This is a genomic window from Nocardioides speluncae (genome assembly GCF_003121585.1).
Classification (GTDB): domain Bacteria; phylum Actinomycetota; class Actinomycetes; order Propionibacteriales; family Nocardioidaceae; genus Nocardioides; species Nocardioides speluncae.
In genome coordinates, this window is sequence record NZ_QEOO01000020.1 from 36,631 (window position 1) to 59,305 (window position 22,675).

Genomic DNA, 22,675 nt, shown 5'->3' on the forward strand with positions numbered 1-22,675 from the left:
GCCGGTCGCACCTCAGGCCACCGCGGCCTACTGCGGGAACCCGACGTCGAAGGACTCCGCGGGGAAGTTCGCGAACCGCTTGTTGACGTCCAGGCCCGTGATCGTCGCCTTCACCGCCGCCGAGATCGTGACCTGGTCGGTGTCGGCCGGCACCTCGATCACCGCGACGAGGTCGTCGATGCCGTCGCCGGGCCGCACCTGGGCCTTCCCCAGCGACCGCTTGCCGACCGCCGCCTGCCAGGTGTGCAGCTCCTTGGTGAGGGAGGCGAACAGCCAGTCGGCCTTGATCCCCCACGTGTAGTGGACCACCAGCCACGCCTTGCCCTCGTCGGCCCAGCCCTGGTTGCCGAGCTCCTCCGGGACGTACGGCACCAGCTCGACCGCGTCGACGTCGACGGTCACGTTCATCCGGTGCGGCGTGTCGTGGGTGTCGGTGAACGGCTGCGGCTGGAAGCGCAGCGACTTGGCGACGTCCTGGCGGGTCACCTTGCGGTAGTAGGTGTCGGCGACCGCGTCCGGACGGCGCTCGCCGGTGGTCAGGTCGACCTGCTGGTCGTGGCCGGCGCTGGACACGGCCAGGGCCGTCTCCGGGTCGTCGGCAGGCACCGATACCAGCAGCTGCGGCGGCGTACCCGGCTCGACACCGGCTTCCGACGGGTTGGAGAGATCGATGATCTGCTTGACCTGGCCGCCCGACTCGAGCGAGAGCGTGACCGGCGGCGGCGTCGACTCGACGTCCTGGGACTCGGTGAACTCGTAGGACACCACGCGGAACTCCTCGCCCTCGGCCGGCGCGAACGCCTCCAGCGAGCCGTCCTCACCCTCGACCGTGTACGTCGCGGTGGACGCCACGCTCGACACCGTGAGCGTGCCGCCGGGCGTGATCACGATGCCCGCGTCACCGGGCTCCGTCTGGTCGGTCAGCTCCAGGCCGGCCGGCGCTTGGGGCAGCGCCGTACCGGCTTCCGCGGCGGGCAGCGGCGGCGCCTCGACGTCGTCCAGTGCCTCGGCCGCCTCGTCGCCGTCGGCGTTGACCAGCTGTCCATCCGGGCGGACGACGCCGGCCTCGGTGAACGCCAGCCCGGCCGCCTCCTGATCGCCGTCGCTCTCCTCGACCGTGAACGTCCCGACGTCCCAGACCTGGCCGTCGCCGGCGCTGATCCGGCGGGCGCCGCCACAGGCGATCTGGCCGGTGATCAGGTCGTCGTCGTCGAGCACGAAGAAGCAGCCCGCGCCGTCGGCGATCTTCACACCGTCGGTCGGCAGGCTGGAGCGCCAGTCGCGCTCCGCGGCGCGCAGGAACTCCTCGGCGTTCACGATCTTGCCGTCGTCGTTCTCGATCGCCGGGCCACCGCCGCTGCTGACCGCGAACAGCAGACCGAGCAGCAGCCCAAGCACCGCCACGCCGCCGATGATCGCGAGCCAGGCCTTGCGGGGCACGCGGTCGCCGGACCGTTGCGGGGGTGTGCCATGCGGGGGCGGGCCTTGTGGAGCGCCCGGAGGAGGTCCCTGCGGCGGAACGCCGGGTCCCCCGGGCGCCGGGCGGTACTGCGTGGACTCCGGTGGCTGCCAGCCTCCCGGCTGACCCTGTGCACCCGGCGGGCCGTAGGGACCCTGGGTGCGATCGGACGAAGGGTCAGAGTTGGGCGTCATCGACTACTCCCCGAGAACTGGCTGGCTTGGGCGAACGTAAAGACCCTAGCGGTCCCGCCGAAGAGGTCGGCATCAGTTCGAAGGATGCCTAATCGTGGGTCGGGTTGCCCCGATCAGACCACGCGATGCATCCAGCCGAAGGCGTCGTCGGCCCGGCCGTACTGGATGTCGACCAGGGCCTGGCGCACCTTCATCGTCAGCTCGTCGCTGGCCGGCGCGGGCGCCTCGCCGCCATCCCACTTGAGGCTGCCGACCGGGGTGACCACGGCCGCCGTACCGCAGGCGAAGATCTCGGTGATCGCGCCGCTGGTGACGCCGTCGCGCCACTCGTCGATCGAGAACCGCCGCTCCTCGACCTGGTGGCCGAACTTGCCGAGCAGCTCGATGATCGAGGAGCGGGTGATGCCTTCGAGGATGGTGCCGGTCTCGGGGGTGACGATCCGGCCGTCGTCGTACACGAAGTAGAGGTTCATGCCGCCGAGCTCTTCGACGTATGTGAGCTCCTGCGCGTCAAGGAAGACCACCTGGTCGCAGCCCTGCGCGATCGCCTCCTGCTGGGCGACGAGTGAGCTGGCGTAGTTGCCGCCTGTCTTGGCCGCACCCATGCCGCCGCGGCCGGCGCGGGTGTACTCGGTGGTGAGCCAGAGCGTGACCGGCTTGATGCCGCCCTTGAAGTAGGCGCCGGCGGGTGACGCGATCACCATGAACGTCACGTGCTGGGCCGGCCGCACGCCGAGGAACGCCTCGGTCGCGATCATCATCGGCCGGATGTACAGGCTCTTCTCGCCCTCGGACTCCGGCACCCAGCGCTGGTCGACCTTGACCAGCTCGTCAACCGCGGCGACGAAGTCGTCGACCGGCAGCTCCGGGAACGCCAGCCGGTGGGACGAACGCTGCATCCGCTTGGCGTTCTCCTCCGGTCGGAAGGTCCACACCGAGCCGTCGTCGCGCCGGTAGGCCTTCATCCCCTCGAAGGTCTCCTGCGCGTAGTGCAGTACGGCGGTCGCCGGGTCCATCGCGAGCGGGCCGTACGGCGTGATCCGGGCTTTGTGCCAGCCCTCGTCGGGCGTCCACTCGACGGTGAACATGTGGTCGGTCATGTGCACCCCGAAGCCGGGGTTGGCGAGGATCTCCGCGAGGCGGGCGTCGTCGACCTGCGACGTCGAGGGGGTGGTGCTGATCTGCATGAGGGTCACGGTATCCGACCTCTAGTCGAGCGGGAATTGGACGGCAGCAGAGCCCGGGGTTGTCAGGCATTTCCTGACGTTGTGGGCCGTTGCAACGCCCGACAACGTCAGGAATCCCCGGCCGACCGGGGATTCCGCCACCCGGCTCAGGCCAGCAGCGCGGCGATCGCGTCGCCTACCTCCGGCGTGCGGCGTACGGCGCCGGGCTGGCGGTCGGCGAGGTCGGCGATCACGGCCTCCTCGACAGCAGTCGCGGCGTCGGCGTAGCCGAGGTGGTCGAGCAGCAGCGAGGTGGAGAGGATCGCGGCGGTCGGGTCGGCCTTCAGCTGGCCGGCGATGTCGGGGGCCGAGCCGTGGACGGGCTCGAACATCGAGGGCGCGGTCCGGTCCGGGTTGATGTTGCCGGAGGCGGCGAGGCCGATGCCGCCGGTGATGGCGGCGGCGAGGTCGGTGACGATGTCGCCGAACAGGTTGTCGGTGACGATCACGTCGAACCGCGCCGGGTCGGTCGCGAGGAAGATCATCGCGGCGTCGACGTGCAGGTAGTCGACCGTCACGTCCGGGAACTCGGCGCCGACCTCGCGCACCAGCCGCGACCAGACCGCGCCGGCGTGCACCAGCACGTTGGTCTTGTGGACGAGCGTGAGCTTGCGCCGGGGCCGGCGCCGAGCGCGGGCGAAGGCGTCACGGACCACCCGCTCCACGCCGTACGCCGTGTTGACCGAGACCTCGGTCGCGACCTCGGCCGGGGTGCCGACGCGGAGTGCGCCGCCGTTGCCGGTGTAGGGGCCCTCTGTCCCCTCGCGGACCACGACAAAGTCCACCTCGCCAGGCGAGGCGAGCGGCGACGGTACTCCGGGGAACAGCCGCGACGGGCGCAGGTTGACGTAGTGGTCGAGCTCGAACCGCAGCCGCAGCAGCAGGCCGCGCTCAAGAAGGCCGGCCGGCAGGTTCGGGTCGCCGGGCTTGCCGCCGACCGCGCCGAGCAGGATCGCGTCGTGGCCGCGGATCTCGTCGAGGACCGAGTCGGGCAGTACCTCGCCGGTGGCCAGGTAGCGCTCGGCGCCCAGGTCGTAGCGGGTCTGCTCGAACTTCACCCCGTCCGGCGCGGCGACCTCGAGCACCTTGAGTGCCTCGGCGGTCACCTCCGGCCCGATGCCGTCACCCGGGATGACCGCGAGCTTGACCACCCCGGACTGGACCGCGGCGTCCCCCGCTGCTGCGTTGCTCATAGTCGAAGAACCTAGTTGTCGTCGGGGCGCTCGCCGCCGTTGTCTCGCAGGTCAAGCGCCTGCTGGACGGCCTCGCGGCTGCGCGGGTCACTCGGGTCGTTGCTGGTGGGTCCCCACTCGGGGTACATGTCGTACATCGGATTCTCCTGAGGAAGTTGTGGTGGTGTCAGCGGGTGGAGTGCCCCGCAGCGGGCCTGCCGTCGACGACGCGAACTCACGGATCGCATGAGGTGTCGGCAACGAGGCCGGAAGTGGCGGATTACGCGTGGATTTCGGCTGCGCACCCGCCGCGGGGCGCTGATCGAGCAGTCCTGATCAACTGAGTCGAAGGCCGTCCACGCCGAACACCGCGACGAGGTGGCCTTCTGTCAGGCCTCGCCGCGGCGGTCGATGAGTACGAACACGCTCCGCATGGTGCGACCACCGTACGACGGTCCGACTTGTCGCGTCCGGGGGTTGAACAAACTGTTCAGGATGCGAGACGGACTGGGCAGAAATACCCATCCGCCACGCGCGGCGAAATGCATGGTCCGCCCGACGCGGAGCGGGCCTCCGGGTTCCTAGCGTCGAAGCACGTTCTCGACGACACCGGAGGCAGACCATGAACACGACCCCATACGAGACCCGACACGAGACCATCGACACCGTCATCGTCGGCGCCGGCCAGGCCGGCCTGGCAACGGCGTACCACCTGGGCCGGTGCGGCCATGAATGCGTGGTGCTGGACCGCAGCCCACGGGTCGGCGACAACTGGCGCCAGCAGTGGGACAGCCTGCGGCTCTACTCCCCCACCAGGTACGACGGCCTGCCGGGCCTGCGCTTCCCCGGCCGGCCGTGGTCGTACCCGGGTAAGGAGGACGTCGCGGCGTACCTCGAGAGCTACGCCAAGCACCATGACCTGCCGGTGCGGATGGGCACCTGGGTCAGGCGGATCGAGCGCGACGGCGAGCGGTTCACCGTCACCACCGACACGGGCACGATCTCGTGCGCCAACGTCGTGATCGCGACCGGAACCTTCGGCCGGACCCCGAGCATCCCGGACTTCGCCGCCGACCTGGATCCGTCGATCCTGCAGCTGCACTCCAGTGAGTACCGGCGGCCCGGCCAGCTCGGCCCCGGGCCGGTCCTGGTGGTCGGTGCCTCGCACTCCGGGACCGACATCGCCTACGAGCTGGCCGAGCACCACGAGACCACGCTGGCCGGTCGCGACTGCGGCCAGATCCCGTTCCGCCTGGAGTCGGCACGAATGCGACTGGTCTTCCCGGTGCTGATCTTCGCCTGGCGGCACGTCCTCACCCGGCGGACCCCGATCGGCCGCAAGGTGATGCCCGAGATCCGCTTCCACGGCGGTCCGATGCTGCGGGTCAAGCGGTCCGACCTGGAGGCACGCCACGTCCGCCGCCTGACCGAGCGTGTCGAGGGCGTCCGCGACGGCCGTCCGGTCCTCAGCGACGGCACCGTCGTCGACTGCGCCACCGTGGTCTGGGCGACCGGGTTCCAGCAGGTGTTCGACTGGCTGGACCTGCCGGTCATCGGTGCGGACGGCTGGCCGCAGGAGTACCGCGGCGTCTCACCCGACGTCCCCGGCCTGTTCTTCTGCGGGCTCTCCTTCCAGTACGCGTTCTCCTCGATGGTGCTCCCGGGCGTCGGTCGCGACGCGGCGTACGTCGCCAAGCAGATCTCCTCGCGATCGCGTAACACGGTCCTGCAGGCGGCGTAGCCTGCTGTGGTGGGGATGGTCGACGACCTGGTGCGCGCCCGCGACGACTACGAGCGCGGCGACTGGACCGCGGCGCTGGGCGTGTGGTCCGGCGCCGACGCGGACCAGCTCGGAGCGACGGAGCTCTTCGACGCGGCCACCGCGGCCTTCCTCCTGGGACGCCGCGAGGAGAGCCAGGACCTGCTGCAGGACTGCTTCCGCCGCTTCGAGGAGAACGGCGACGTGGCCGGCACGGTCCGGTGCGCCTTCCGGCTTGCGATGACGTACGCCTCCGGCGGCGAGCCCGCGCTCTCCGCTGGTTGGGGTGCGCGTGCCCAGCGCCTCCTGGAGTCGTCGACCGAGCCGGTCGTCGAGAGCGGCTACGTGGCGTTCCTGCAGATGTTCGGCCACCTCTCCTCCGCACGCTGGGCCGACGCGGCCGAAGCGGCCGCCCGCGCCGTCGCCGTCGGACGCGCCTTCGCCGACCCGGACCTGCTGGCGCTGGGGACCTGCTCGGAGGGCCGGCTCGCGATCTACGGCGGTCGGGTCGCCGACGGGGTGGCGCTGCTCGACGAGTCGATGGTGTCGGTGCTCGCGGGCGAGACCGGCGTGCTGATCTCGGGACACGTCTACTGCACCGCCATCGAGGGCGTGCAGGAGATCGGAGACCTGGGCCGGGTCGCGGAGTGGACCCGCGCCCTCCACCACTGGTGCACCCGGCAGCCCGAGCTGGTCGCCTTCACCGGCCAGTGCTCGCTGCACCGCGCTCAGGTGATGCGGCTTCGCGGCGCCTGGCCCGAGGCCCTCGACGAGCTCGACCGGTCGATCTCGCGCTACCGCCAGATGGAGGCGACCGACGCGATCGGGCTGGCCGCCGCCGAGCGCGGCGACCTGCTCCGGCTGCTCGGCAGGTACGACGGTGCGGCCGCGTCGTACGAGCTCGCCAGCGCCCACGGCTACGACCCACAGCCCGGCCTGGCTCAGCTGTGGGCGGCGCGCGGCGGTCTGCCCGCGGCCGTCGCGGCGGTACGGCGAGCGCTCGCGGAGGCCGCCGAGCCGGTGCGGCGGATCGCGCTGCTGCCGGGTGCCGTCGAGGTCCTGCTCGCCGCGGGCGAGGTGGAGCCCGCTGCCGAAGCGGCGACCGAGCTGGACGAGCTCGCGCGCCGGCTCGGGTCGAGCGCGCTGCTCGCCAGGGCCGCCTTCGCCGCCGCCGCCGTCGAGCTGGCCCGCGACGACGCGGCCGGCGCACTCCCCTACCTGCGGAACGCCCGCCGGCTGTGGGCGCAGCTGGACGGCACCTTCGAGGTCGCCCGGGTCGGCGTCCTCACCGCCCGGGCGCTGGCCCGGCTCGGCGATGCCGAGTCCGGCCAGCGCGAGCTGGACGCGGCCTGCGCAGCCCTCACCTCACTCGGCGCCGAGCCGGCACTGGCCGAGGCTTCTCGGGCCATCGGTGCGGCCGGCACGAACGGCACCCCCAGCGCCGAGCTGCCCGGCGGACTGACCGCCCGCGAGGGCGAGGTTCTCCGGCTGGTCGCCACTGGCCGCAGCAACGCCCAGATCGCGGCCGAGCTGGTGCTGAGCGAGAAGACGGTCGCGCGGCACCTGAGCAACATCTTCGGCAAGCTCGATGTCGGCTCGCGGACCGCCGCGGCGGCGTACGCATTCGAGCACGGCCTGCTGTGACCGACCGCTGAGACGGCCGGCTCAGGATGCGAGACCGCTCAGGAGCGTCGTGACAGACTCGCCTGCGTCATGAGTGCACCTCCCGAGCTTCCCGACATCGTCTCCCGCGCGTTCGATGTGTCTCGCAAAGCGGGCTATGTGTCGTTCTGCCGCAACGAGACCGGCCGCCTCCTCGCCACCCTCGCCGCCACCCGCGGCGGCACGCTGGCGGAGTTCGGCACCGGCTGTGGCGTCGGTACGGCGTGGCTGCGCTCCGGCGTACCGGACGGGGCCCGGATCCTGACCGCCGAGCTGGACCCCAAGCTCGCCGGCGCAGCCGCGGAGATCTTCGAGGACGACCCCCAGGTCGAGGTGCTCGCCGCGGACTGGTCGACGCTGCTCGACCGCGGTCCGTACTCGCTGCTGTTCCTGGACGCCGGTCAGCCGTCCGAGGTCGGCGTCGACTCGATCGCCGGCCTGGTCGAGCCCGGCGGCCTGGTGGTCCTCGACGACTTCGTGCCGTGTGAGATGTGGCCGCCGATCACCGGTGGCCGGGTGGACACGCTCCGCGAGGAGTGGCTGACCGACAAGCGGTTCACCACCGTCGAGGTCATGGTCGCCCCCGACGCCGCCACCCTGATTGCCACCAAGCGTTAGAGCCTCAGCGCACGCTGGCCCAGTCGGCGAAGCCGCTCGGGTCGTGGCGGCCCATCGACGCATGCTCGAACAGGCCCCAGCCGACCTCGCCGCCGATGGTCGCCCGCGCCGCGTGGTCGGTGACACCCCACGGCAGCCGGGCGCGGATCTCCTCGCTGCCCAGGTCGTACGTCGCGGCGTCCCGCCAGTCGCGGCCCCGCCACTGGCCGTGGCCCCATTCGGGGTCGCCGCCGTAGCCGCAGCCCACGTGCAGGCCGATCCCCGGCAGCGGCTCGATCTCGACCACCAAGGGGTCTCCGGACGGCACGGTGAGGTGCAGGCGGGCGCACTGCGGCTGGCGAGTGCCGGGCAGGTAGTCGATCTCCACCCGCGGCCAGCCCAGCTGCTCGATCCGCCCGTCCGCGAAGATCCGGGTCGCGTCGTTGAGCGTGCGGAAGCCGTCAGGTGACTCCTGCACGATGACGACGAGGGCGAAGTCGTCGAAGCGGAGCGGCGCGTAGAGCCACCAGAACCCCTCCATCGGCTCGTCCGCGGTCCGGCCCGGCGGCTCGGGCTCACCGGACGGCCGGATTCCCCATGACCGGTCCCGGGTACCGACCCAGGTGGCCGGCTCGACGCGATGCTCGGACCCGGCCGCCGCGAGCACGCCCTCCCAGGTGCCGACCTGGGCGAAGCGCTGTGCGTCGAGGGTCGGCCGAGCGCCGGAGAGCAGCAGGTGCGGCTGCTCGAGAACCGCCGGGAAGGACCCTCGCCAGGTGAGGTCGAACGACACCAGCTCGTGCTCGCAGATCACCCGCAGCTCGGACAGCGGCTCGACCACCTCGACGCGGTAGCCGCCGACACGCTGCTCCAGCGACCGCTCGTCGAGCGCGTCGGAGAAGCGCACGCTGTGCTGCAGGTCGCCGACCCGCACCGAGGCATAGGCGTCGACGACGCCGAGATTCGGATAGGTGCCGAGACCGGTGACGAGGAACGCCGAGCCGTCCTGGTCCAGCGCGTTGAAGTAGCAGCGGTCGTAGAAGCCGCGGTCGCTGGAGGCGACGCGGGCCATCGAGAGCGGGGCCTGGTGGATCGGGAACTCATCGAGGGGTGCGGGTCTCATCCGATCAGCCTCTCCAGGAGCGCCCGGTGCATGACGTAGTCGTCGGGCTCGGACGGCGCCGGTTCCTCGCCGTTGTGGATCATCCGCCGCTTGATCTGGCTCATCACGATCCCGTGCCGCAGCGCGGCGTACACGACGTACCAGTCGAGATCGGGCACCCGGACGCCGGATGCCTGCTCGTACCGGTCGAGCACGTCCTCGGCCCGGCAGAAGTCCGGGAGGCCGGGCAGCTCGAAGACCTCGGCGATGTCCTGGAAGAACTGGTGGATGAGCACCAGCCAGCCCAGATCGAGACCCCGCGGCGCCACCGAGACCATCTCCCAGTCGAGCGCGGCGACCGGGGTGAGGTCGTCGTCGTAGAGGACGTTGCCGGGCCGCGCGTCGCCCCAGCTCAGCACCGAGTCTCCGGTGTCGGCCGGCCAGTGATCCTCGAGCCAGTCGAAGGCGCGTTCCAGGAGCGGGACCCGCAGATCGTCGCGGGCGTGGGTCCAGGCGTAGTAGGCACGCTGGCCGTCCATATGGGTGCGCAGCGGGTCTGCGCCCGCCTCCTCGACGAGACCGGGCAGCCGGTCGAGGGGCACTCGGTGCACGGCGGCCAGCAGGTCGACGGTCGCGTCCTGCAGCGCCCTCCGCTCGGCCGGCGCCGCATCGACCAGGAAGCCACCGAAGACGTAGGGCGGGTTGTCGGTCGGCGCCCGTCCGGCTACGGCACCCATGACCAGGAACGGCGCACCGAGCAGGTCGGTCGAGTCCTCGATCCCGACCAGTGGTGGGACCGGTGCGTACGGCGCGGCGGCGGCCATCGCGTCGTACTGGCGGCGCAGGTCGTAGTCGGGGAACACCGCGAACCCGGCGTCGTCCGGCGGTAGCCGCAGCACGAGCTCGGACGCGTGGTCAACCCCGTGGGCCCGGTAGTTAGCTCGGAAGAGGACGGTCACGCTCGACATGCCACTCCCCGCGGGCGCGCGGACCTCCGAGACGGCAACCGGCCCGTCGGAACCGAGGCGCTCGGCCAGCCACTTTCTGAGGCGCTCGACCAGGTCGAGCGGGTCCCGAGAGTGGGTGGTCAGCTCGGTGCCGACGGGCAGATTGTTCACCAAAGCGACTCCTAGAACGTGTTGCAGTTCTGGAACGCTAGGGGACCGGATTCGGCGGCGTCAACGGTCAGCCCGGATCCACCGATAGGCGCCGTGGCGAGCGTCACCAGGCGGGTGTGATGGCAAGGCGGCGGAGCGAAGGCGGGCCGGAGGCCCGTCGAGTCTCCGCCAACGCAGGCAGCGCGCCCGCATGGGGGCGCTCGGTAGGCGGCTATCGGTGGCTCCGGGCTCAGCCAGGGATCGCGAGCGCTCGCTGGTTGCGGGCGGTCGACGACCAGGCGGCGGTGTCGGCGCAGAGACCGCACGACGTACCGAAGAAGACGCCGCGCGCCGCCTCGTCGCCCATCAGCCAGAACCGGAACCACGCGGTCACCGGCCCGAGCACGCGGGTCCGCGTCTCGCCCGGGAAGAAGTGGTCGGCGCCCTTCAGCTCGCCGAACACCGCCGGCACCTGGCTGCTCCACGAGTAGCGGGACCGCACATAGAACGACGGCACGATGTAGTCGAGCTGGCCGGCAACGAAGAACGCCGGGCCACGGAGCTGGGTGGTGTTGCCCTGCGGTCCGGGCTGGATCGGGATCGTGGTGTCGACCAGCGGGTCCGCGCCGGTGACGATGGCACCGCCGCCGCCCTGTGAGTGGCCGGACGCGCCCACCTTGGTCTCGTCGATCTTGCCGTAGAACGGGCTGCCGACGCGCTTGTCCTCGGCGATCAGGAACTGAGCGCCGTCGAGCATCTCCGCGCCTGAGCCGGACTGCCCGGTGTTGGCGGCGGCGACCACGAAGCCCCAGCTCGCGAGGTGCTTGAGCGCGAACTCGTACTGCGAGACGTCGGCGCCGGTGCCGTTGCCCCAGATCAGGATCGGGTGCTGTGAGCCGAGGTTCGTCGGGTGGTAGATCGTGTGCGTGGAGCCGCGCGGGGTGACGGTCACGGCGTAGGGTCCGGGCGCCTCCCAGGTCCGCGGCGAGGCAGCCGCCGCTTCGGCAATGGGCGTGGGGGCGGCAGTGGTGGCGCCTGGTGAGACCAGGGCCAGGCCGGCGACCGTCAGGACGACGGCGAGGGCGCGGGCAGGCAGAGACTTCATGCTGGCTCCATCCGAGGGATCCGATTGCGGACGGCACAAGTGAAGTCGGTCACTGTTACCGGCGGCTACGTCAGCCGCCCTGGTTGGTGCAATTAGCCGGATCCGGCTGCGGTTGGCTGTGAGCCTTCACAGGCTCGGCGATGTCGACCAGGCACCACGGCAGCATCAGCTGGGCGAGCGGTCCGATCGCGAGCGCGAAGATGACAGTTCCGAGGCCGACCACTCCGCCCAGTGCGAACCCGATCACGACCACGGCCACCTCGAGGCCGGTGCGGACCAGCCGCAGCGACCAGCCGGTACGCCGCGCCAGGCCGGTCATCAGCCCGTCGCGGGGACCGCGGCCGAACTGGGAGCCGATGTAGAGGCCGGTGGCCAGCCCGCACAGGAGGACACCGGAGGCCAGCAGCAGAACCCGCGCCCAGAGCTGATCGGGCCGGTCGAGCAGGGCCAGCGTGCCGTCGGCCGCGAAGCCCACGACGAGCGCGTTGGCCAGGGTGCCGATCCCCGGCTTCTCCCGCAGCGGGATCCAGAACAGCAGGACCACGAAGCTCATCACCACCACGGCCTGGCCGAGGGTGATCGGCACGTAGCGGATCACGCCGGAGTGCAGCACGTCCCAGGGCGCGAGCCCGAGGTCGCCGCGCACCATCAGCGCCAGGCTGACGCCGTACAGCGCGAGGCCGATGAACAGCTGCGGCAGCCGGCGGCCGAGCCGGCCGGCACGGAGCTGGTCGACAGGTCCGAGGTCGGCGAGCGCGATCCGGGGCGTGGTGGTGGTGGCAGCCATGTGCACCATCTTTCCAGCGATTGGCCTTCTCATAAATAGCCAATCATGAAACAGTGGCCTGCATGAGTGAGGTACTCAGCGCGTCCCGGGTAGCCACCCTGGTCGGCGACTTCGACCGCTCCCCCTCCTATCTCGGCCTGGCCGACGCGCTCCGGCTGCTGGTCCGCGACGGCCGGATCACGACCGGGTCGCGACTGCCCAGCGAGCGGGAGCTCGCCGTCGCCCTCGAGGTGAGCCGGACCACCGCCACCCGCGCGTACGCCGAGCTCCAGGAGCGCGGGTACGCCGAGGCGCGGCGCGGGTCGGGCACGTTCACCCGGGTCCCCGGCGGCCGCGGCGCGATCGCCGACCGCGCCCTCAACCCGCACACCGGCGAGGACGTCATCAACCTCAGCTGCGCCGCGCCCATCGCGCCGCCCGGCCTCGCGGCCGCGTACGACGCGGCGCTCGCCGAGCTGCCGCGCTACCTCACCGACCACGGCTACTACCCGGCCGGCCTGCCCGTGCTCCAGCAGGCGATCGCGACGACGTACGACGAGCGCGGACTGGCCACCGACCCGGACCAGATCATGGTGACGGCCGGCTCGCTGTCCGCGGCCGCGATCGTCGCCCAGTCGCAGACCCGGCCGGGCGACCGGATCGTGGTCGAGAACCCGGTCTACCCCAACGCCACTGCCGCCCTCGGCCGGCAGGGCGCCCGGCTGGTGGGCGTGCCGGTCGACCCGGAGGGCTGGGACCTCGCCGCGGTCGCGGCGACCGTGCGCCAGGCGGCGCCGCGACTGGCCTACCTGGTCGCGGACTTCCAGAACCCGACCGGGCACCTGATGACCGACGCCCAGCGCGAGCAGTACGCCGCTGTGTTGACCGCCTCGCACACGCTCGCGGTGGTCGACGAGGCGCACCAGATGCTGGCCCTGGAGGGCCAGCCGATGCCCCGCCCGTTCGCGGCGTACGCGCCGGACACGATCAGCCTCGGCAGCGCGAGCAAGGCGTTCTGGGGTGGGCTGCGGATCGGCTGGATCCGGGCGCCGCGGGCCCGGGTCGAGTCGCTGCTGAGCGGCCGGGTGACCCTCGACCTCGGCGCGCCGGTGCTCGAGCAGCTGGTGCTGGTGCACCTGCTCCGCGAGCGCGAGGCGATCCTCGCCGCGCAGCGGGCCCGGCTGCGTGAGCAACGGGACCGGCTCGTCACGGCGATGCGCGAGCTGCTGCCCGAGTGGCGGTTCCGCCTGCCCGGAGGTGGGCTGGCGCTGTGGTGCGAGCTTCCCGCGCCGCTTGCCTCGACCGTGGTGCTGGAGGCCGAGCGCCGCGGGGTCGCGGTCGCGCCCGGGCCGGTGTTCTCGGTGGACGGCGGGCTGGGCCGGTTCGTGCGGATCCCCTGGACCCGGCCGGCCGACGAGCTGGCCGACGGGGTCGCCCGGCTCGCCGAGGCCTGGACCGCCGCCCAGGACTCGCCCGACGCGCCGGCGAGCCGGCGGCTGACCGTAGCCTGACCCCATGAAGGCGATCACCTGCACTCACGCCCAGCTGGAGCTCGCCGACGTACCTGAGCCGGTGCCCGAGCGCGGCCAGGCGCTGCTGCGGGTGGCCCGGGCCGGCATCTGCGGCTCGGACCTGCACGCTCGCCACCACGCGGACGAGCTGGCCGACGTCACCGCCGAGGCCGGGTACGACGCCGCGATGCGCTCCGACCAGACGGTGGTGCTCGGCCACGAGTTCAGCGGCGAGGTGATCGACTACGGGCCGTCGAGCCGAGCGCGGCTGAAGCCCGGCACGCCGGTGGTCGCGATGCCGCTGCTGCGGCGTGGCAAGAGCGTGCACCCGACCGGGCTCTCCGCGCAGGCGCCGGGCGCCTTCGCCGAGCAGGTGCTGACGCAGGAGTCGCTGACCTTCGCGGTTCCGAACGGGCTGTCCCTCGAGCACGCCGCCCTGACCGAGCCGATGGCGGTCGCGCTGCACGCCGTACGCCGCGGCCAGGTGGGCCGGCGCCGGGTCGCGGTCGTGATCGGCTGCGGTCCGGTCGGGCTGGCCGTGATCGGCATGCTCAAGGCACACGGCGTACGCACCGTGATCGCGAGCGACCTGTCCCCCGCCCGCCGGGAGCTGGCCCGCACCTGCGGCGCGGACGTCGTGGTCGACCCGGCGACCGAGCAGCCGTTCGCCTCGGCCGCCGACCACGGCCACCTCACGCAGGCCTCGCAGCTGCTGGACTACGCCGTCGACGCGATGGACAGGCTGACCCGGGTGCCGCACTGGTGGCGCGCCTATCGAGCCGCCGAGAAGGTGGGCGCCGCACAGCCGAAGAGCCCGGTCGTGTTCGAGTGCGTCGGCGTGCCCGGCATCATCGACCAGGTCATCACGACCGCGCCGCTCGCCTCTCGCGTCGTGGTGGTCGGGGTGTGCATGAGTCCCGACCAGTTCCGGCCCGCGATGGCGATCAACAAGGAGATCGACCTGCGGTTCGTGATCGGCTACACCCCGCTCGACTTCCGCGACGCGCTGCACCTGCTCGCCGACGGCAAGGTCGACCCGGCACCACTGATCACCGGCCAGGTCGGCCTCCCCGGCATCGACGCCGCCTTCACCGCCCTCGGCAACCCCGAGCAGCACGCCAAGATCCTGGTCGACCCCGCCTCATCTGCGGCCATGCCCGGATAGTCCAGAACGTTTGACATCACTTTTCGCGAGAATGTGATGTCAAACGTTCTGGACTATCCCGTCAGCAGCCGGGTCATGGCCGCCCTGGCTTCGTCGTACGCCGCGCAACCGCGGGTGTGGCCGCCGTCGTACTCCCCCAACGGCCGCGGGATCGGGATAGTCCAGAACGTTTGACATCACTATCCGCGAAAATGTGATGTCAAACGGCCTGGACTATCCGGGCGGCGCGTTTCAGGTGAGGTCGACGGCGCGGACCGAGGAGGCGTCGATCGAGGTACGGATCTGCTCGAGCACCTCGGCAGGTACGGCGCTGTCGACGGAGAGGGCGACCAGGGCCTGGCCGCCCTTGGCGTCACGGGCGACCTGCATGCCGGCGATGTTGACCTTGGCCTCGCCGAGGATGCCGCCGACGGTGCCGACCATGCCGGGCTTGTCCTCGTAGCGAAGGAACGCGAGGTGCTCGGTGGGCTCCAGATCCACGTCGAAGCCGTTGACCTCGACGATCCGCTCCTTCTGGTGGATCCCGATCAGGGTGCCGCTCACCGACAGCTGGGCGCCGTCTGCGAGGGTGCCACGGATCGTGATCAGGTTGCGGTGGTCGGGGCTCTCCGGGTCGGCGACCAGGCGTACGGCGGTACCGCGCTCGGCTGCGAGCAGCGGCGCATTCACGTAGGAGACCTGGTTCTCGACGATGTCGGAGAACACGCCCTTGAGCGCCGCCAGCTCCAGCACCTTCACGTCGAACTCGGTGATCTCGCCGCGCACCTCGACGTCGAGCTGCTGGGCGACCTCGCCGGCCAGCGCGGTGAAGATCCGGCCCAGCTTCTCGGTGAGCGGGATGCCCGGGCGGACGTCCTCGGCGATCACGCCGCCCTGGACATTGACCGCATCCGGGACCAGCTCGCCGGACAGCGCGAGCCGCACCGACCTGGCCACCGCGATGCCGGCCTTCTCCTGGGCCTCGTCGGTGGACGCGCCGAGGTGCGGGGTGGCGACGACGTTCTCCAGCTCGAACAGCGGGCTGTCGGTGCACGGCTCGCTCGCGAAGACATCCAGCCCGGCGCCGGCGATCCGGCCGGTCTTGAGCGCGTCGTACAGCGCGCCCTCGTCGACGATGCCGCCGCGCGCGGCGTTGACCAGGACCAGCTCGTGCTTGGCCTTGGCGAGCTCGTCGGCGCCGATCAGGCCGACGGTCTCCGGGGTCTTCGGCAGGTGGACCGACATGAAGTCGGACTCGGCGAGCAGCGTGTCGAGGTCAACGAGGCGGACCCCCATCTGCGCTGCGCGGCCGGCCTGGACGTACGGGTCGTAGGCGATCACCTTCATGCCGAAGGCGCTCAGCCGCTGCGCGACCAGGACGCCGATCCGGCCCAGGCCGACGATGCCGACGGTCTTCTCGTAGAGCTCGATGCCGGTGTACTTCGAGCGCTTCCACTCGCCGTTCTTGAGCGCGGCATGAGCCGGGCTCACGTGCCGCGCGGCGGCGAGCATCAGCGCGACTGCGAGCTCGGCGGCGGAGACGATGTTGGAGGTCGGGGCGTTGACGACCATGACGCCGCTCTGGGTGGCGGCCTTGACGTCGACGTTGTCCAGGCCGACGCCGGCGCGGGCGATCACCTTGAGCTGCTTGGCGGCGGCCAGAGCCTCGGCGTCGACCTTGGTGGCCGAGCGGACCAGGATCGCGTCCACGTCGGCGATGGCGGGCAGCAGCTCGGCTCGGTCGGCGCCGTTGCAGTTGCGGATCTCGAAGTCCGGGCCGAGCGCCTCGACAGTGGCGGGGCTCAGCTCTTCGGCGATGAGTACGACGGGCTTGCTCACAGCAGCATTCCTCTTGGGTGCGAGTCGGGTGAGGGGTCCGGACCGGCCAACCGAATCAGGTGGTCGCGGCGATCCGTGCACGACGCTGTGCCCGCGCGCAACTGTACCCGACTGGTGTGGATTGCCCGCCTTGGCCACCACCCGCAAGACGGCCCGCTTGGCCTATGTGTAGCCTGTCTACGCTTGACTGTGTAGCCTGTCTACACCTAGCCCCCCACGGAAGGACGCTCGCGTTGTCGATCACGATCTGGTTCGTCCGCCTGGTGCTGCTTTTCCAAGGCCTGATGGCCGCCGTCCAGCCTGTGCTCGCCGGGAGCTTCATGTCCGGCAACTACGACGCGTTGACCGTGCATTCCGGCGTCGGCGGCAGCATGTTCCTGGTCACTGCGCTGGCGCTGCTCGCCGTCGTCGCCCATGGCGCCGCTGGCTCCCGGCTGTGGCCGGTCGGGCTGCACGTGCTGCTGCTCGTCGCGGTGATCATGCAGATCGCGGTCGGGAGCACTCGCAACCTCGCCCTGCACATCCCGCTCGGCGTCGCCCTGGTGGCGGTGATGGTCTGGCTAGCGATCTGGGCCTGGCTGCCGGGCGCCCGGCTCCGCCGTACCTACCTGGTACGACGTCGCAAGGCGCCCGCCGTACCGCCTGTCCCCACCAGCCAGGGCGTGGCCCAGTGAGGCTCTCGCGACGCGCGCTGCTGGCCGGCGCCGCCGGCGCGACCGGGCTGGCGGTGTCCGGCTGCTCGGACTGGTCGCCGAGCCAGACTGGCGAGCTGGTGAAGAGCGGGTTGGAGCTGCCGAAGCGGTTCCAGGTGCCGCTGCCGGTCCCGCAGCCGCTGCGCCCGGCCTCCACAAGCGCGGCCGGCGACGTGTTTGAGATCGTGCAGCGCGAGGTCGAGCTCGAGATCCTGCCCGGGGTGCGCACCACGGCGCTGACCTACGGCGGCACCTTCCCGGGTCCGCTGCTGGAGACTCGGACCGGCCGCCCCGCCACGATCAAGCACCGCAACGCGATGCCGGTGCCGTCGGTCGTCCACCTGCACGGCGGGCACACGCCGAGCGACAGCGACGGCTTCCCGACCGACCTGGTCGAGCCCGGCGCCGACCGCAGCTACACCTATCCGATGACGCAGCGGGCCAGCACGCTCTGGTACCACGACCACCGGATGGACTTCACCGGCGAGCAGGTCTACCGCGGCCTGGTCGGCGTCCACCTGATTCGCGACGACGAGGACGACGCGCTGCCGCTGCCCAAGGACGAGCGCGAGATCCCGCTGGTGATCGTGGACCGGTCCTTCGACGAGCACGGCCAGTTCGCCTACCCCGCCGCCGTCCCCGGGCGGTACGCCGACCACGGCGACCACAGCGGCCACCACGGCGGCGGTAGCAACAGCCGGGACCCGCAGTTCGGCGCCGACGACGGCCACGTCGAGGGCGTGCTCGGCGACGTGATCCTGGTCAACGGGGCGCCGTGGCCGGTGCTCGAGGTCGACGCCGCCCGCTACCGGTTCCGCATCCTTAACGGCTGCAACGCCCGCCGCCTCGACCTCGCGCTGGACCCGGCACCGCCGCGGCGGACCTTCGTCCAGGTCGGCTCGGACGGCGGCCTGCTGGAGAAGCCGATCGGCCACGACCATCTGGTGGTCGCGCAGGCGGAGCGCTTCGATGTGGTCGTCGACTTCTCGTCGTACGACGTCGGTCAGGAGGTCACGATGGTCAACCGGATCGGCAGCGGCTCGACCGCCCAGATCATGCGGTTCGTGGTGGCCCGCAAGGCCACCGACGACAGCGCACCCACCGACAAGCTCGGCCGGCTCAGCACCATCGAGCCGCTCGACACCTCCGGCGCCCGGCGCCGGCTGTGGAAGTTCGGCAAGGGCGACCCGTCCAGCGATTCGTCGGGCGACGCGTGGACGGTCAACAACAAGCTGTTCGACCCGGAGGAGCCCCAGGCTCGCGTCCCGCTCGGCGAGGTCGAGATCTGGCGGTTCCGCTCCGACATGTTCCACCCGGTCCACGTGCACCTCGACCCGTTCCAGGTGCTGTCGCGGCACGGCAAGGAGCTTGGCGATTTCGACCACGGGTGGAAGGACACCGTCGACGTCCGGCCCGGCGAGGAGGTCGAGGTCGCCGTCCGCTTCACCCAGCACCGCGGCCGCTACGTCCTGCACTGCCACAACCTCGAGCACGAGGACCGGATGATGATGGCGGCCTTCGAGACGGTCTGACGCCGCGCCACCAGCACGTTGACGGGTCAGCGGGCGCTGGCTCCAACCGCATCGATTCGAACCGGCTTGCCGGAGCTCACCACGACCACCTTCAGCGTCTGCCTCCTGGCAACGCTGGCGACCGCGAAGGTCAGGTGTCGCCGCGTCGTGCGGTTTGCCTCAAGCGAGACCCGTCCGAGCCGCTTGCTGCCCAACCAAACCTCGACCGTGCCTCGGCCCTTGCCCGCCCAGGCGTCCAGCGTGATCCGCTTGGCGAGGACGACGCGCTTGAGCGAGGCGCCCTTTCGGATCGCCGTGAGGGCGGTCCGCTCGTAAGCACCGGACACTGACGTCGGCGTCCAGCCGCTGCTGCGCGTGAGGTCACGGTCATCCAGCGGTACGGCGTCACACTTCTCCGGCGAACCAGCGCCGAGGTTCTCGTGCCGGTCCCGCGCCCGGACCTGGAAGCAATAGGTGCGGCCCCGTAGGCCTGCATAGGTCTTGCTCTTCGAGGTGGTCCGGTTCAGCCACGGCTTGGCGGCCGCGAAGGCGCCATCCACGGGCGCGATCCGGACGTTGACGTCATAGGACGCCACTCCGGAAAGGCTGTCTGTGCCTGTCCAAGTGACCGGGATCGATCGCTTCGGGAGCAGCCGTACGGCGTTAGGGGCCGCGATCCGGCTCGTCGGGCCCACGCCGTCGATCACCTGGGTGAACACGAAGTCCTCGGGTCCAGTGGGACCGAAGTCGAAGTTCGACCAGGCAAGGGTCGCGCCGCCTGGGCCGGCCGATCCTGCCAGTGCGTAGGGAGTGTCGAAGAGACCGTCGGAGTAGGCCAGGCGTTCATTCGACGCGTGAACGGTGAAAGCTGGCTGGAGCGCTAGCTGGCCGGCGGTGAGGATCCGGCGGGCCCGCAGGAGCGGCGTTCCCTGGTCGCCCTCGACCCAGGTCGTCAGGAACGTCCCGTTCGGTCCCGGGACGAGGCGCTGGTTGTCGAGGACCTGGCCCCATTGCGGCGTGGGCATGGATGCCACACCGGCAGTCGAGCTCCACGCGCCCGACGCGAGCCCGCGTGTGCGAATCCTGAGCCATTGGGCCTCGGGTCCGTCCGGACGCTCCTCGTAGACCGTCCAGCCGACCGCGACCGAGCTCGGGCCGACCGAGAGGATCGGTTGGCCGATCCGGCCACTCTCCCCGGCGAGTGCGACCGTCTCGGTCTCGCCGAACGGCTGTCCCGGTTGCTTGACCCTGACCGCGACCGCACCCGGGGTGGACTCCGTACCGGGCTCGGGCCAGGTGAGGGCAACCTGCCCGTTGTCGTTGGCCCCCAATTCGAACTCGGAGCTGCCGACGGGCCAAGCGCTGGCGTCAGAGAAGGCACCAGTGCTGTCTGCTGTAGCCGTCGCCAGAGACTCGTTGCCGAACTTGTTCTGCCCCCAGACCACGGTGGCCCGGCCGCTCTCGTCCAGCACGGCTTCCAGTCCGCCGCTCAACGTCGTACCGTCCGGCTCCTTGCTCCACACCTTGGGAGCGCTCCAGACTCCGGCCGCGGATCGGTATACCGCCCGTGCCGTCGCATCCGAGCCCGCCGGATAGGCGATGACCGCAGCACCGTCTGCGTTCACATCAACGTCAGGACAAGCATGGACGTTCGATCCCGTGGGGTCGATAGAGATCGGCTCAGACCAGGTCGCGCCGGAGCCGGTCACGACCGAGACACCCTCGTCGGTGCCGTACGCCACAGTGGCCACACCGTCGGCTCCAATGTCGAGCCCCGCGCGCACCTGCCCGAGGGGGTGCGGTGTGGACCATGATCCGCCGTCATGGCGCGTCGATACGCCCATGTTGAGGTGGTTGTCGAGGTACATCAGCATGGCCTCGTCACCCGCGGGGTTGGTGGCCAGATCGATGACGTAGCCGGATCCCACCCGCGTCGGCACTGCGGCCTGGGCCTGCTGCGGTGTCAACGTCGGGATCAGGCCCAGCACACACAGCGCAGCAACAGACGAAACTCGCATTACTCCCCCTCGACGCGCTCAGCACGTCAGACATCACCCGTGATCGAACGCGAGAACCTAACACGTGGCGCGACGGTGCGTCCGCGAAAAAGCAGATGCAGCGCTTGTGGGCCGCGCCGTACTCTGGCTCCGTGTTCCTGTGACTGAGTGCCGCGTGCCCATTCCGCCACCCCATTTCCGGGAGCCCTCATGTCTGCTATCTCGTTCAACGATGTTCATTTCAACTGGCCCGACGGCGACCCCGTCCTCGACGGGCTCGACCTGCTGGTGCCGTCCGGCCGCACTGGGCTGGTCGGCAGCAACGGCATCGGCAAGTCCACGCTGCTGCGGCTGATGACCGGCGAGCTGACCCCGCATCGCGGCACGGTCACCGTGCCCGGGCGGGTCCGGCTGCTCCGGCAGGACCTGCTGCTACGGCCCGAGGACCGGGTCGACGAGCACCTCGGCATCGCCCGCGCGCGCCGCGCACTGCACGCGATCGAGGCCGGCGCGACCGACCCCGACCTGTACGACGTGATCGGCGACGACTGGGACGTCGAGGAGCGCGCGGTCGCGACCCTCGAGCGGCTCGGGCTGCCCGGCAGCGTGCTCGACCGCCGGCTGGGCGAGCTCTCCGGCGGCGAGACCACCGGGCTGGCGCTCGCGGGGCTGCTGCTGGACCGGCCCGACGTACTGCTGCTCGACGAGCCCACCAACAACCTGGACCGGCCGGCCCGCGAGCGCCTGTACGACGTCGTGGCCGGCTACCGCGGCACGTTGGTCCTGGTCAGCCACGACCGCGAGCTGCTCGAGCACGTCGACCGGATCGCCGAGCTGCGCCCGGAGCCGGGGCGCACCGGCGCCCGCATCGCCAGCTGGTACGGCGGCGGCTGGACGGCGTACGCCGAGGCGGTCGAGGCCGAGCAGACGGCGGCCGAGCATGCGGTCACCGCGGCCCGCTCCGACGTCCGCCGACAGCGCAACGACCTGGTCGAGGCGCATGTCGTCCTCGCTCGGCGGAAGCGCTACGCGCAGAAGATGTACGACAACAAGCGCGAGCCACGGGCGGTGATGAAGCTGCGCAAGCGCGCCGCGGAGGTCTCCGCGGCGAAGCTGCGCGGGACCCACGAGTCGCGGCTCGAGGATGCCCGGGACCGGCTGACCGAGGCGGAGGACCAGCTCCGCCCGGACGACGTGATCCGGGTCGACCTGCCCGGCTCCGCCGTGCCGCGCGGCCGGGAGGTGCTGACGCTGTCCGAGGTGGTGCTCCGCAACGGCGCCCGGGTCGACGTGGAGGTCCGCGGACCCGAGCGGATCGCGGTCACCGGGCCGAACGGGGCCGGCAAGACCACGCTGCTGCACACTGCTCTCGGCCGCGTGGAGCCGCGGTCGGGCCGGGTCGACCTGCACGTCCCGGCGCGGCTGCTCCCCCAGCGCCTCGACGTACTCGACCCGAGCCTGACGGTCGCCGAGAACGCCGCGGCGTACGCCCCGAGCGCGGAGCGATCCGAAGTGCGCGGCCGGCTGGCGCGGTTCCTGTTCCGCGGGGCCGCCGCGGACCGGCCGGTCGCGACGCTGTCGGGCGGTGAGCTGTTCCGGGCGTCGCTGGCCTGCCTGCTGCTGGCCGAGCCGACCCCGCAGCTGTTGGTGCTGGACGAGCCGACCAACCACCTCGACCTGGCGAGCCAGCGGCAGCTGGTCAGCGCGCTCGCGGCGTACGACGGAGCGCTGCTGGTCGCCAGCCACGACCAGGCGTTCCTCGACGAGCTCGGGATCGACCGGACAGTGGTCGTGAACTGAGCAAGAGGGTCCCGGGAGGCGCCTGCCTCCCGGGACCCGACC

General features: G+C 71.3%; 19 protein-coding genes and 1 pseudogene. 10 read left to right on the forward strand and 10 right to left on the reverse strand.

What is annotated here, in order from left to right; genetic code table 11:
* Positions 1–27 precede the first annotated feature (27 nt).
* The 4 genes from DDV73_RS11910 to DDV73_RS29485 all read right to left on the reverse strand — a co-directional run bounded on the left by DDV73_RS11910 (position 28) and on the right by DDV73_RS29485 (position 4,209).
* A complete protein-coding gene (locus DDV73_RS11910) occupies positions 28–1,440 on the reverse strand; it encodes a hypothetical protein (RefSeq protein WP_109507471.1) in 1,413 nt (470 codons plus the stop codon).
* A 326-nt stretch (positions 1,441–1,766) separates the two neighbouring features.
* Positions 1,767–2,840 (reverse strand): branched-chain amino acid aminotransferase, encoded by a 1,074-nt coding sequence (locus tag DDV73_RS11915; protein ID WP_109507472.1) that lies wholly within the window; start codon positions 2,838–2,840, stop codon positions 1,767–1,769.
* A 146-nt stretch (positions 2,841–2,986) separates the two neighbouring features.
* The gene (locus DDV73_RS11920; protein ID WP_109507473.1) at positions 2,987–4,072 is read right to left on the reverse strand and encodes a 3-isopropylmalate dehydrogenase; all 1,086 of its coding nucleotides are present in this window, start codon (positions 4,070–4,072) and stop codon (positions 2,987–2,989) included.
* A gap of 11 nt (positions 4,073–4,083) precedes the next feature.
* Positions 4,084–4,209 carry a hypothetical protein gene (locus DDV73_RS29485; RefSeq protein ID WP_276310116.1) on the reverse strand — a complete coding sequence of 42 codons (126 nt, stop codon included), beginning with the start codon at positions 4,207–4,209 and terminating at the stop codon, positions 4,084–4,086.
* A 464-nt stretch (positions 4,210–4,673) separates the two neighbouring features.
* Between DDV73_RS29485 and DDV73_RS11925 the strand changes: the two genes are divergently transcribed.
* The 3 genes from DDV73_RS11925 to DDV73_RS11935 all read left to right on the forward strand — a co-directional run bounded on the left by DDV73_RS11925 (position 4,674) and on the right by DDV73_RS11935 (position 8,090).
* Entirely contained in the window at positions 4,674–5,792 is a 1,119-nt protein-coding gene (locus DDV73_RS11925) for a flavin-containing monooxygenase (protein WP_109507474.1), read from the forward strand.
* Between the two features lie 15 nt (positions 5,793–5,807).
* The gene (locus DDV73_RS11930) at positions 5,808–7,454 is read left to right on the forward strand and encodes a response regulator transcription factor (RefSeq protein ID WP_206050833.1); all 1,647 of its coding nucleotides are present in this window, start codon (positions 5,808–5,810) and stop codon (positions 7,452–7,454) included.
* A 69-nt stretch (positions 7,455–7,523) separates the two neighbouring features.
* Positions 7,524–8,090 carry an O-methyltransferase gene (locus DDV73_RS11935; RefSeq protein WP_109507476.1) on the forward strand — a complete coding sequence of 189 codons (567 nt, stop codon included), beginning with the start codon at positions 7,524–7,526 and terminating at the stop codon, positions 8,088–8,090.
* 4 nt (positions 8,091–8,094) lie between these two features.
* Here DDV73_RS11935 and DDV73_RS11940 read toward each other — a convergent pair whose 3' ends face one another.
* The 4 genes from DDV73_RS11940 to yczE all read right to left on the reverse strand — a co-directional run bounded on the left by DDV73_RS11940 (position 8,095) and on the right by yczE (position 12,160).
* Positions 8,095–9,192 carry an Rv3169 family protein gene (locus DDV73_RS11940; RefSeq protein WP_109507477.1) on the reverse strand — a complete coding sequence of 366 codons (1,098 nt, stop codon included), beginning with the start codon at positions 9,190–9,192 and terminating at the stop codon, positions 8,095–8,097.
* On the reverse strand, positions 9,189–10,289 hold the full coding sequence (locus DDV73_RS11945) for a phosphotransferase family protein (protein ID WP_206050828.1): 1,101 nt from the start codon (positions 10,287–10,289) through the stop codon (positions 9,189–9,191). The genes DDV73_RS11940 and DDV73_RS11945 overlap by 4 nt, the downstream gene beginning before the upstream one ends.
* Before the next feature lie 229 nt (positions 10,290–10,518).
* A complete protein-coding gene (locus DDV73_RS11950; RefSeq protein ID WP_206050829.1) occupies positions 10,519–11,373 on the reverse strand; it encodes a poly(ethylene terephthalate) hydrolase family protein in 855 nt (284 codons plus the stop codon).
* A gap of 70 nt (positions 11,374–11,443) precedes the next feature.
* Positions 11,444–12,160, reverse strand: coding sequence for a membrane protein YczE (yczE, locus tag DDV73_RS11955; protein WP_109507524.1), 717 nt, complete (start codon positions 12,158–12,160; stop codon positions 11,444–11,446).
* 62 nt (positions 12,161–12,222) lie between these two features.
* Here yczE and yczR point away from each other — a divergent pair, with 62 nt between their 5' ends.
* The 3 genes from yczR to DDV73_RS27930 are packed head-to-tail and all read left to right on the forward strand — an operon-like array spanning position 12,223 to position 14,989.
* Complete coding sequence (gene yczR / locus DDV73_RS11960; RefSeq protein WP_109507479.1) at positions 12,223–13,650, forward strand: MocR-like transcription factor YczR; 1,428 nt, start codon at positions 12,223–12,225, stop codon at positions 13,648–13,650.
* Positions 13,651–13,654: 4 nt separating this feature from the next.
* On the forward strand, positions 13,655–14,815 hold the full coding sequence (locus DDV73_RS11965) for a zinc-binding dehydrogenase (RefSeq protein WP_109507480.1): 1,161 nt from the start codon (positions 13,655–13,657) through the stop codon (positions 14,813–14,815).
* 36 nt (positions 14,816–14,851) lie between these two features.
* Positions 14,852–14,989: a hypothetical protein gene (locus tag DDV73_RS27930; protein WP_154402740.1), complete on the forward strand. Its 138-nt coding sequence runs from the start codon at positions 14,852–14,854 to the stop codon at positions 14,987–14,989.
* 57 nt (positions 14,990–15,046) lie between these two features.
* Here DDV73_RS27930 and serA read toward each other — a convergent pair whose 3' ends face one another.
* Entirely contained in the window at positions 15,047–16,633 is a 1,587-nt protein-coding gene (gene serA, locus DDV73_RS11970; protein ID WP_109507481.1) for a phosphoglycerate dehydrogenase, read from the reverse strand.
* A gap of 233 nt (positions 16,634–16,866) precedes the next feature.
* Here serA and DDV73_RS11975 point away from each other — a divergent pair, with 233 nt between their 5' ends.
* Positions 16,867–17,307, forward strand: a complete 441-nt coding sequence (locus DDV73_RS11975) for a hypothetical protein (RefSeq protein WP_109507482.1) — start codon at positions 16,867–16,869, stop codon at positions 17,305–17,307.
* Positions 17,304–18,857, forward strand: coding sequence for a multicopper oxidase family protein (locus DDV73_RS11980; RefSeq protein WP_109507483.1), 1,554 nt, complete (start codon positions 17,304–17,306; stop codon positions 18,855–18,857). The genes DDV73_RS11975 and DDV73_RS11980 overlap by 4 nt, the downstream gene beginning before the upstream one ends.
* A 26-nt stretch (positions 18,858–18,883) precedes the next feature.
* On the opposite strand, the gene DDV73_RS11985 is transcribed toward DDV73_RS11980, so the two are convergent.
* Positions 18,884–20,854 (reverse strand): hypothetical protein, encoded by a 1,971-nt coding sequence (locus DDV73_RS11985; protein ID WP_154402741.1) that lies wholly within the window; start codon positions 20,852–20,854, stop codon positions 18,884–18,886.
* 189 nt (positions 20,855–21,043) lie between these two features.
* Between DDV73_RS11985 and DDV73_RS29710 the strand changes: the two are divergent.
* Positions 21,044–21,538, forward strand: a pseudogene (locus DDV73_RS29710) (ATP-binding cassette domain-containing protein); the annotation flags it as partial.
* 366 nt (positions 21,539–21,904) lie between these two features.
* Positions 21,905–22,633 carry an ATP-binding cassette domain-containing protein gene (locus DDV73_RS29715; RefSeq protein WP_420818474.1) on the forward strand — a complete coding sequence of 243 codons (729 nt, stop codon included), beginning with the start codon at positions 21,905–21,907 and terminating at the stop codon, positions 22,631–22,633.
* Positions 22,634–22,675: the final 42 nt, after the last annotated feature.

Excerpts from the sequence above, each read along its gene's own strand:
- DDV73_RS11965 (WP_109507480.1), top strand. The coding sequence starts at position 13,655 with ATGAAGGCGATCACCTGCACTCACGCCCAGCTGGAGCTCGCCGACGTA.
- DDV73_RS11915 (WP_109507472.1), bottom strand. The coding sequence starts at position 2,840 with ATGCAGATCAGCACCACCCCCTCGACGTCGCAGGTCGACGACGCCCGC.
- DDV73_RS29485 (WP_276310116.1), bottom strand. The coding sequence starts at position 4,209 with ATGTACGACATGTACCCCGAGTGGGGACCCACCAGCAACGACCCGAGT.
- DDV73_RS11920 (WP_109507473.1), bottom strand. The coding sequence starts at position 4,072 with ATGAGCAACGCAGCAGCGGGGGACGCCGCGGTCCAGTCCGGGGTGGTC.
- yczR (WP_109507479.1), top strand. The coding sequence starts at position 12,223 with ATGAGTGAGGTACTCAGCGCGTCCCGGGTAGCCACCCTGGTCGGCGAC.
- DDV73_RS11940 (WP_109507477.1), bottom strand. The coding sequence starts at position 9,192 with ATGAGACCCGCACCCCTCGATGAGTTCCCGATCCACCAGGCCCCGCTC.
- DDV73_RS29715 (WP_420818474.1), top strand. The coding sequence starts at position 21,905 with ATGAAGCTGCGCAAGCGCGCCGCGGAGGTCTCCGCGGCGAAGCTGCGC.
- DDV73_RS27930 (WP_154402740.1), top strand. The coding sequence starts at position 14,852 with ATGTCAAACGTTCTGGACTATCCCGTCAGCAGCCGGGTCATGGCCGCC.
- DDV73_RS11935 (WP_109507476.1), top strand. The coding sequence starts at position 7,524 with ATGAGTGCACCTCCCGAGCTTCCCGACATCGTCTCCCGCGCGTTCGAT.
- DDV73_RS11930 (WP_206050833.1), top strand. The coding sequence starts at position 5,808 with ATGGTCGACGACCTGGTGCGCGCCCGCGACGACTACGAGCGCGGCGAC.
- DDV73_RS11925 (WP_109507474.1), top strand. The coding sequence starts at position 4,674 with ATGAACACGACCCCATACGAGACCCGACACGAGACCATCGACACCGTC.
- yczE (WP_109507524.1), bottom strand. The coding sequence starts at position 12,160 with ATGGCTGCCACCACCACCACGCCCCGGATCGCGCTCGCCGACCTCGGA.
- DDV73_RS11985 (WP_154402741.1), bottom strand. The coding sequence starts at position 20,854 with ATGCGAGTTTCGTCTGTTGCTGCGCTGTGTGTGCTGGGCCTGATCCCG.
- DDV73_RS11950 (WP_206050829.1), bottom strand. The coding sequence starts at position 11,373 with ATGAAGTCTCTGCCTGCCCGCGCCCTCGCCGTCGTCCTGACGGTCGCC.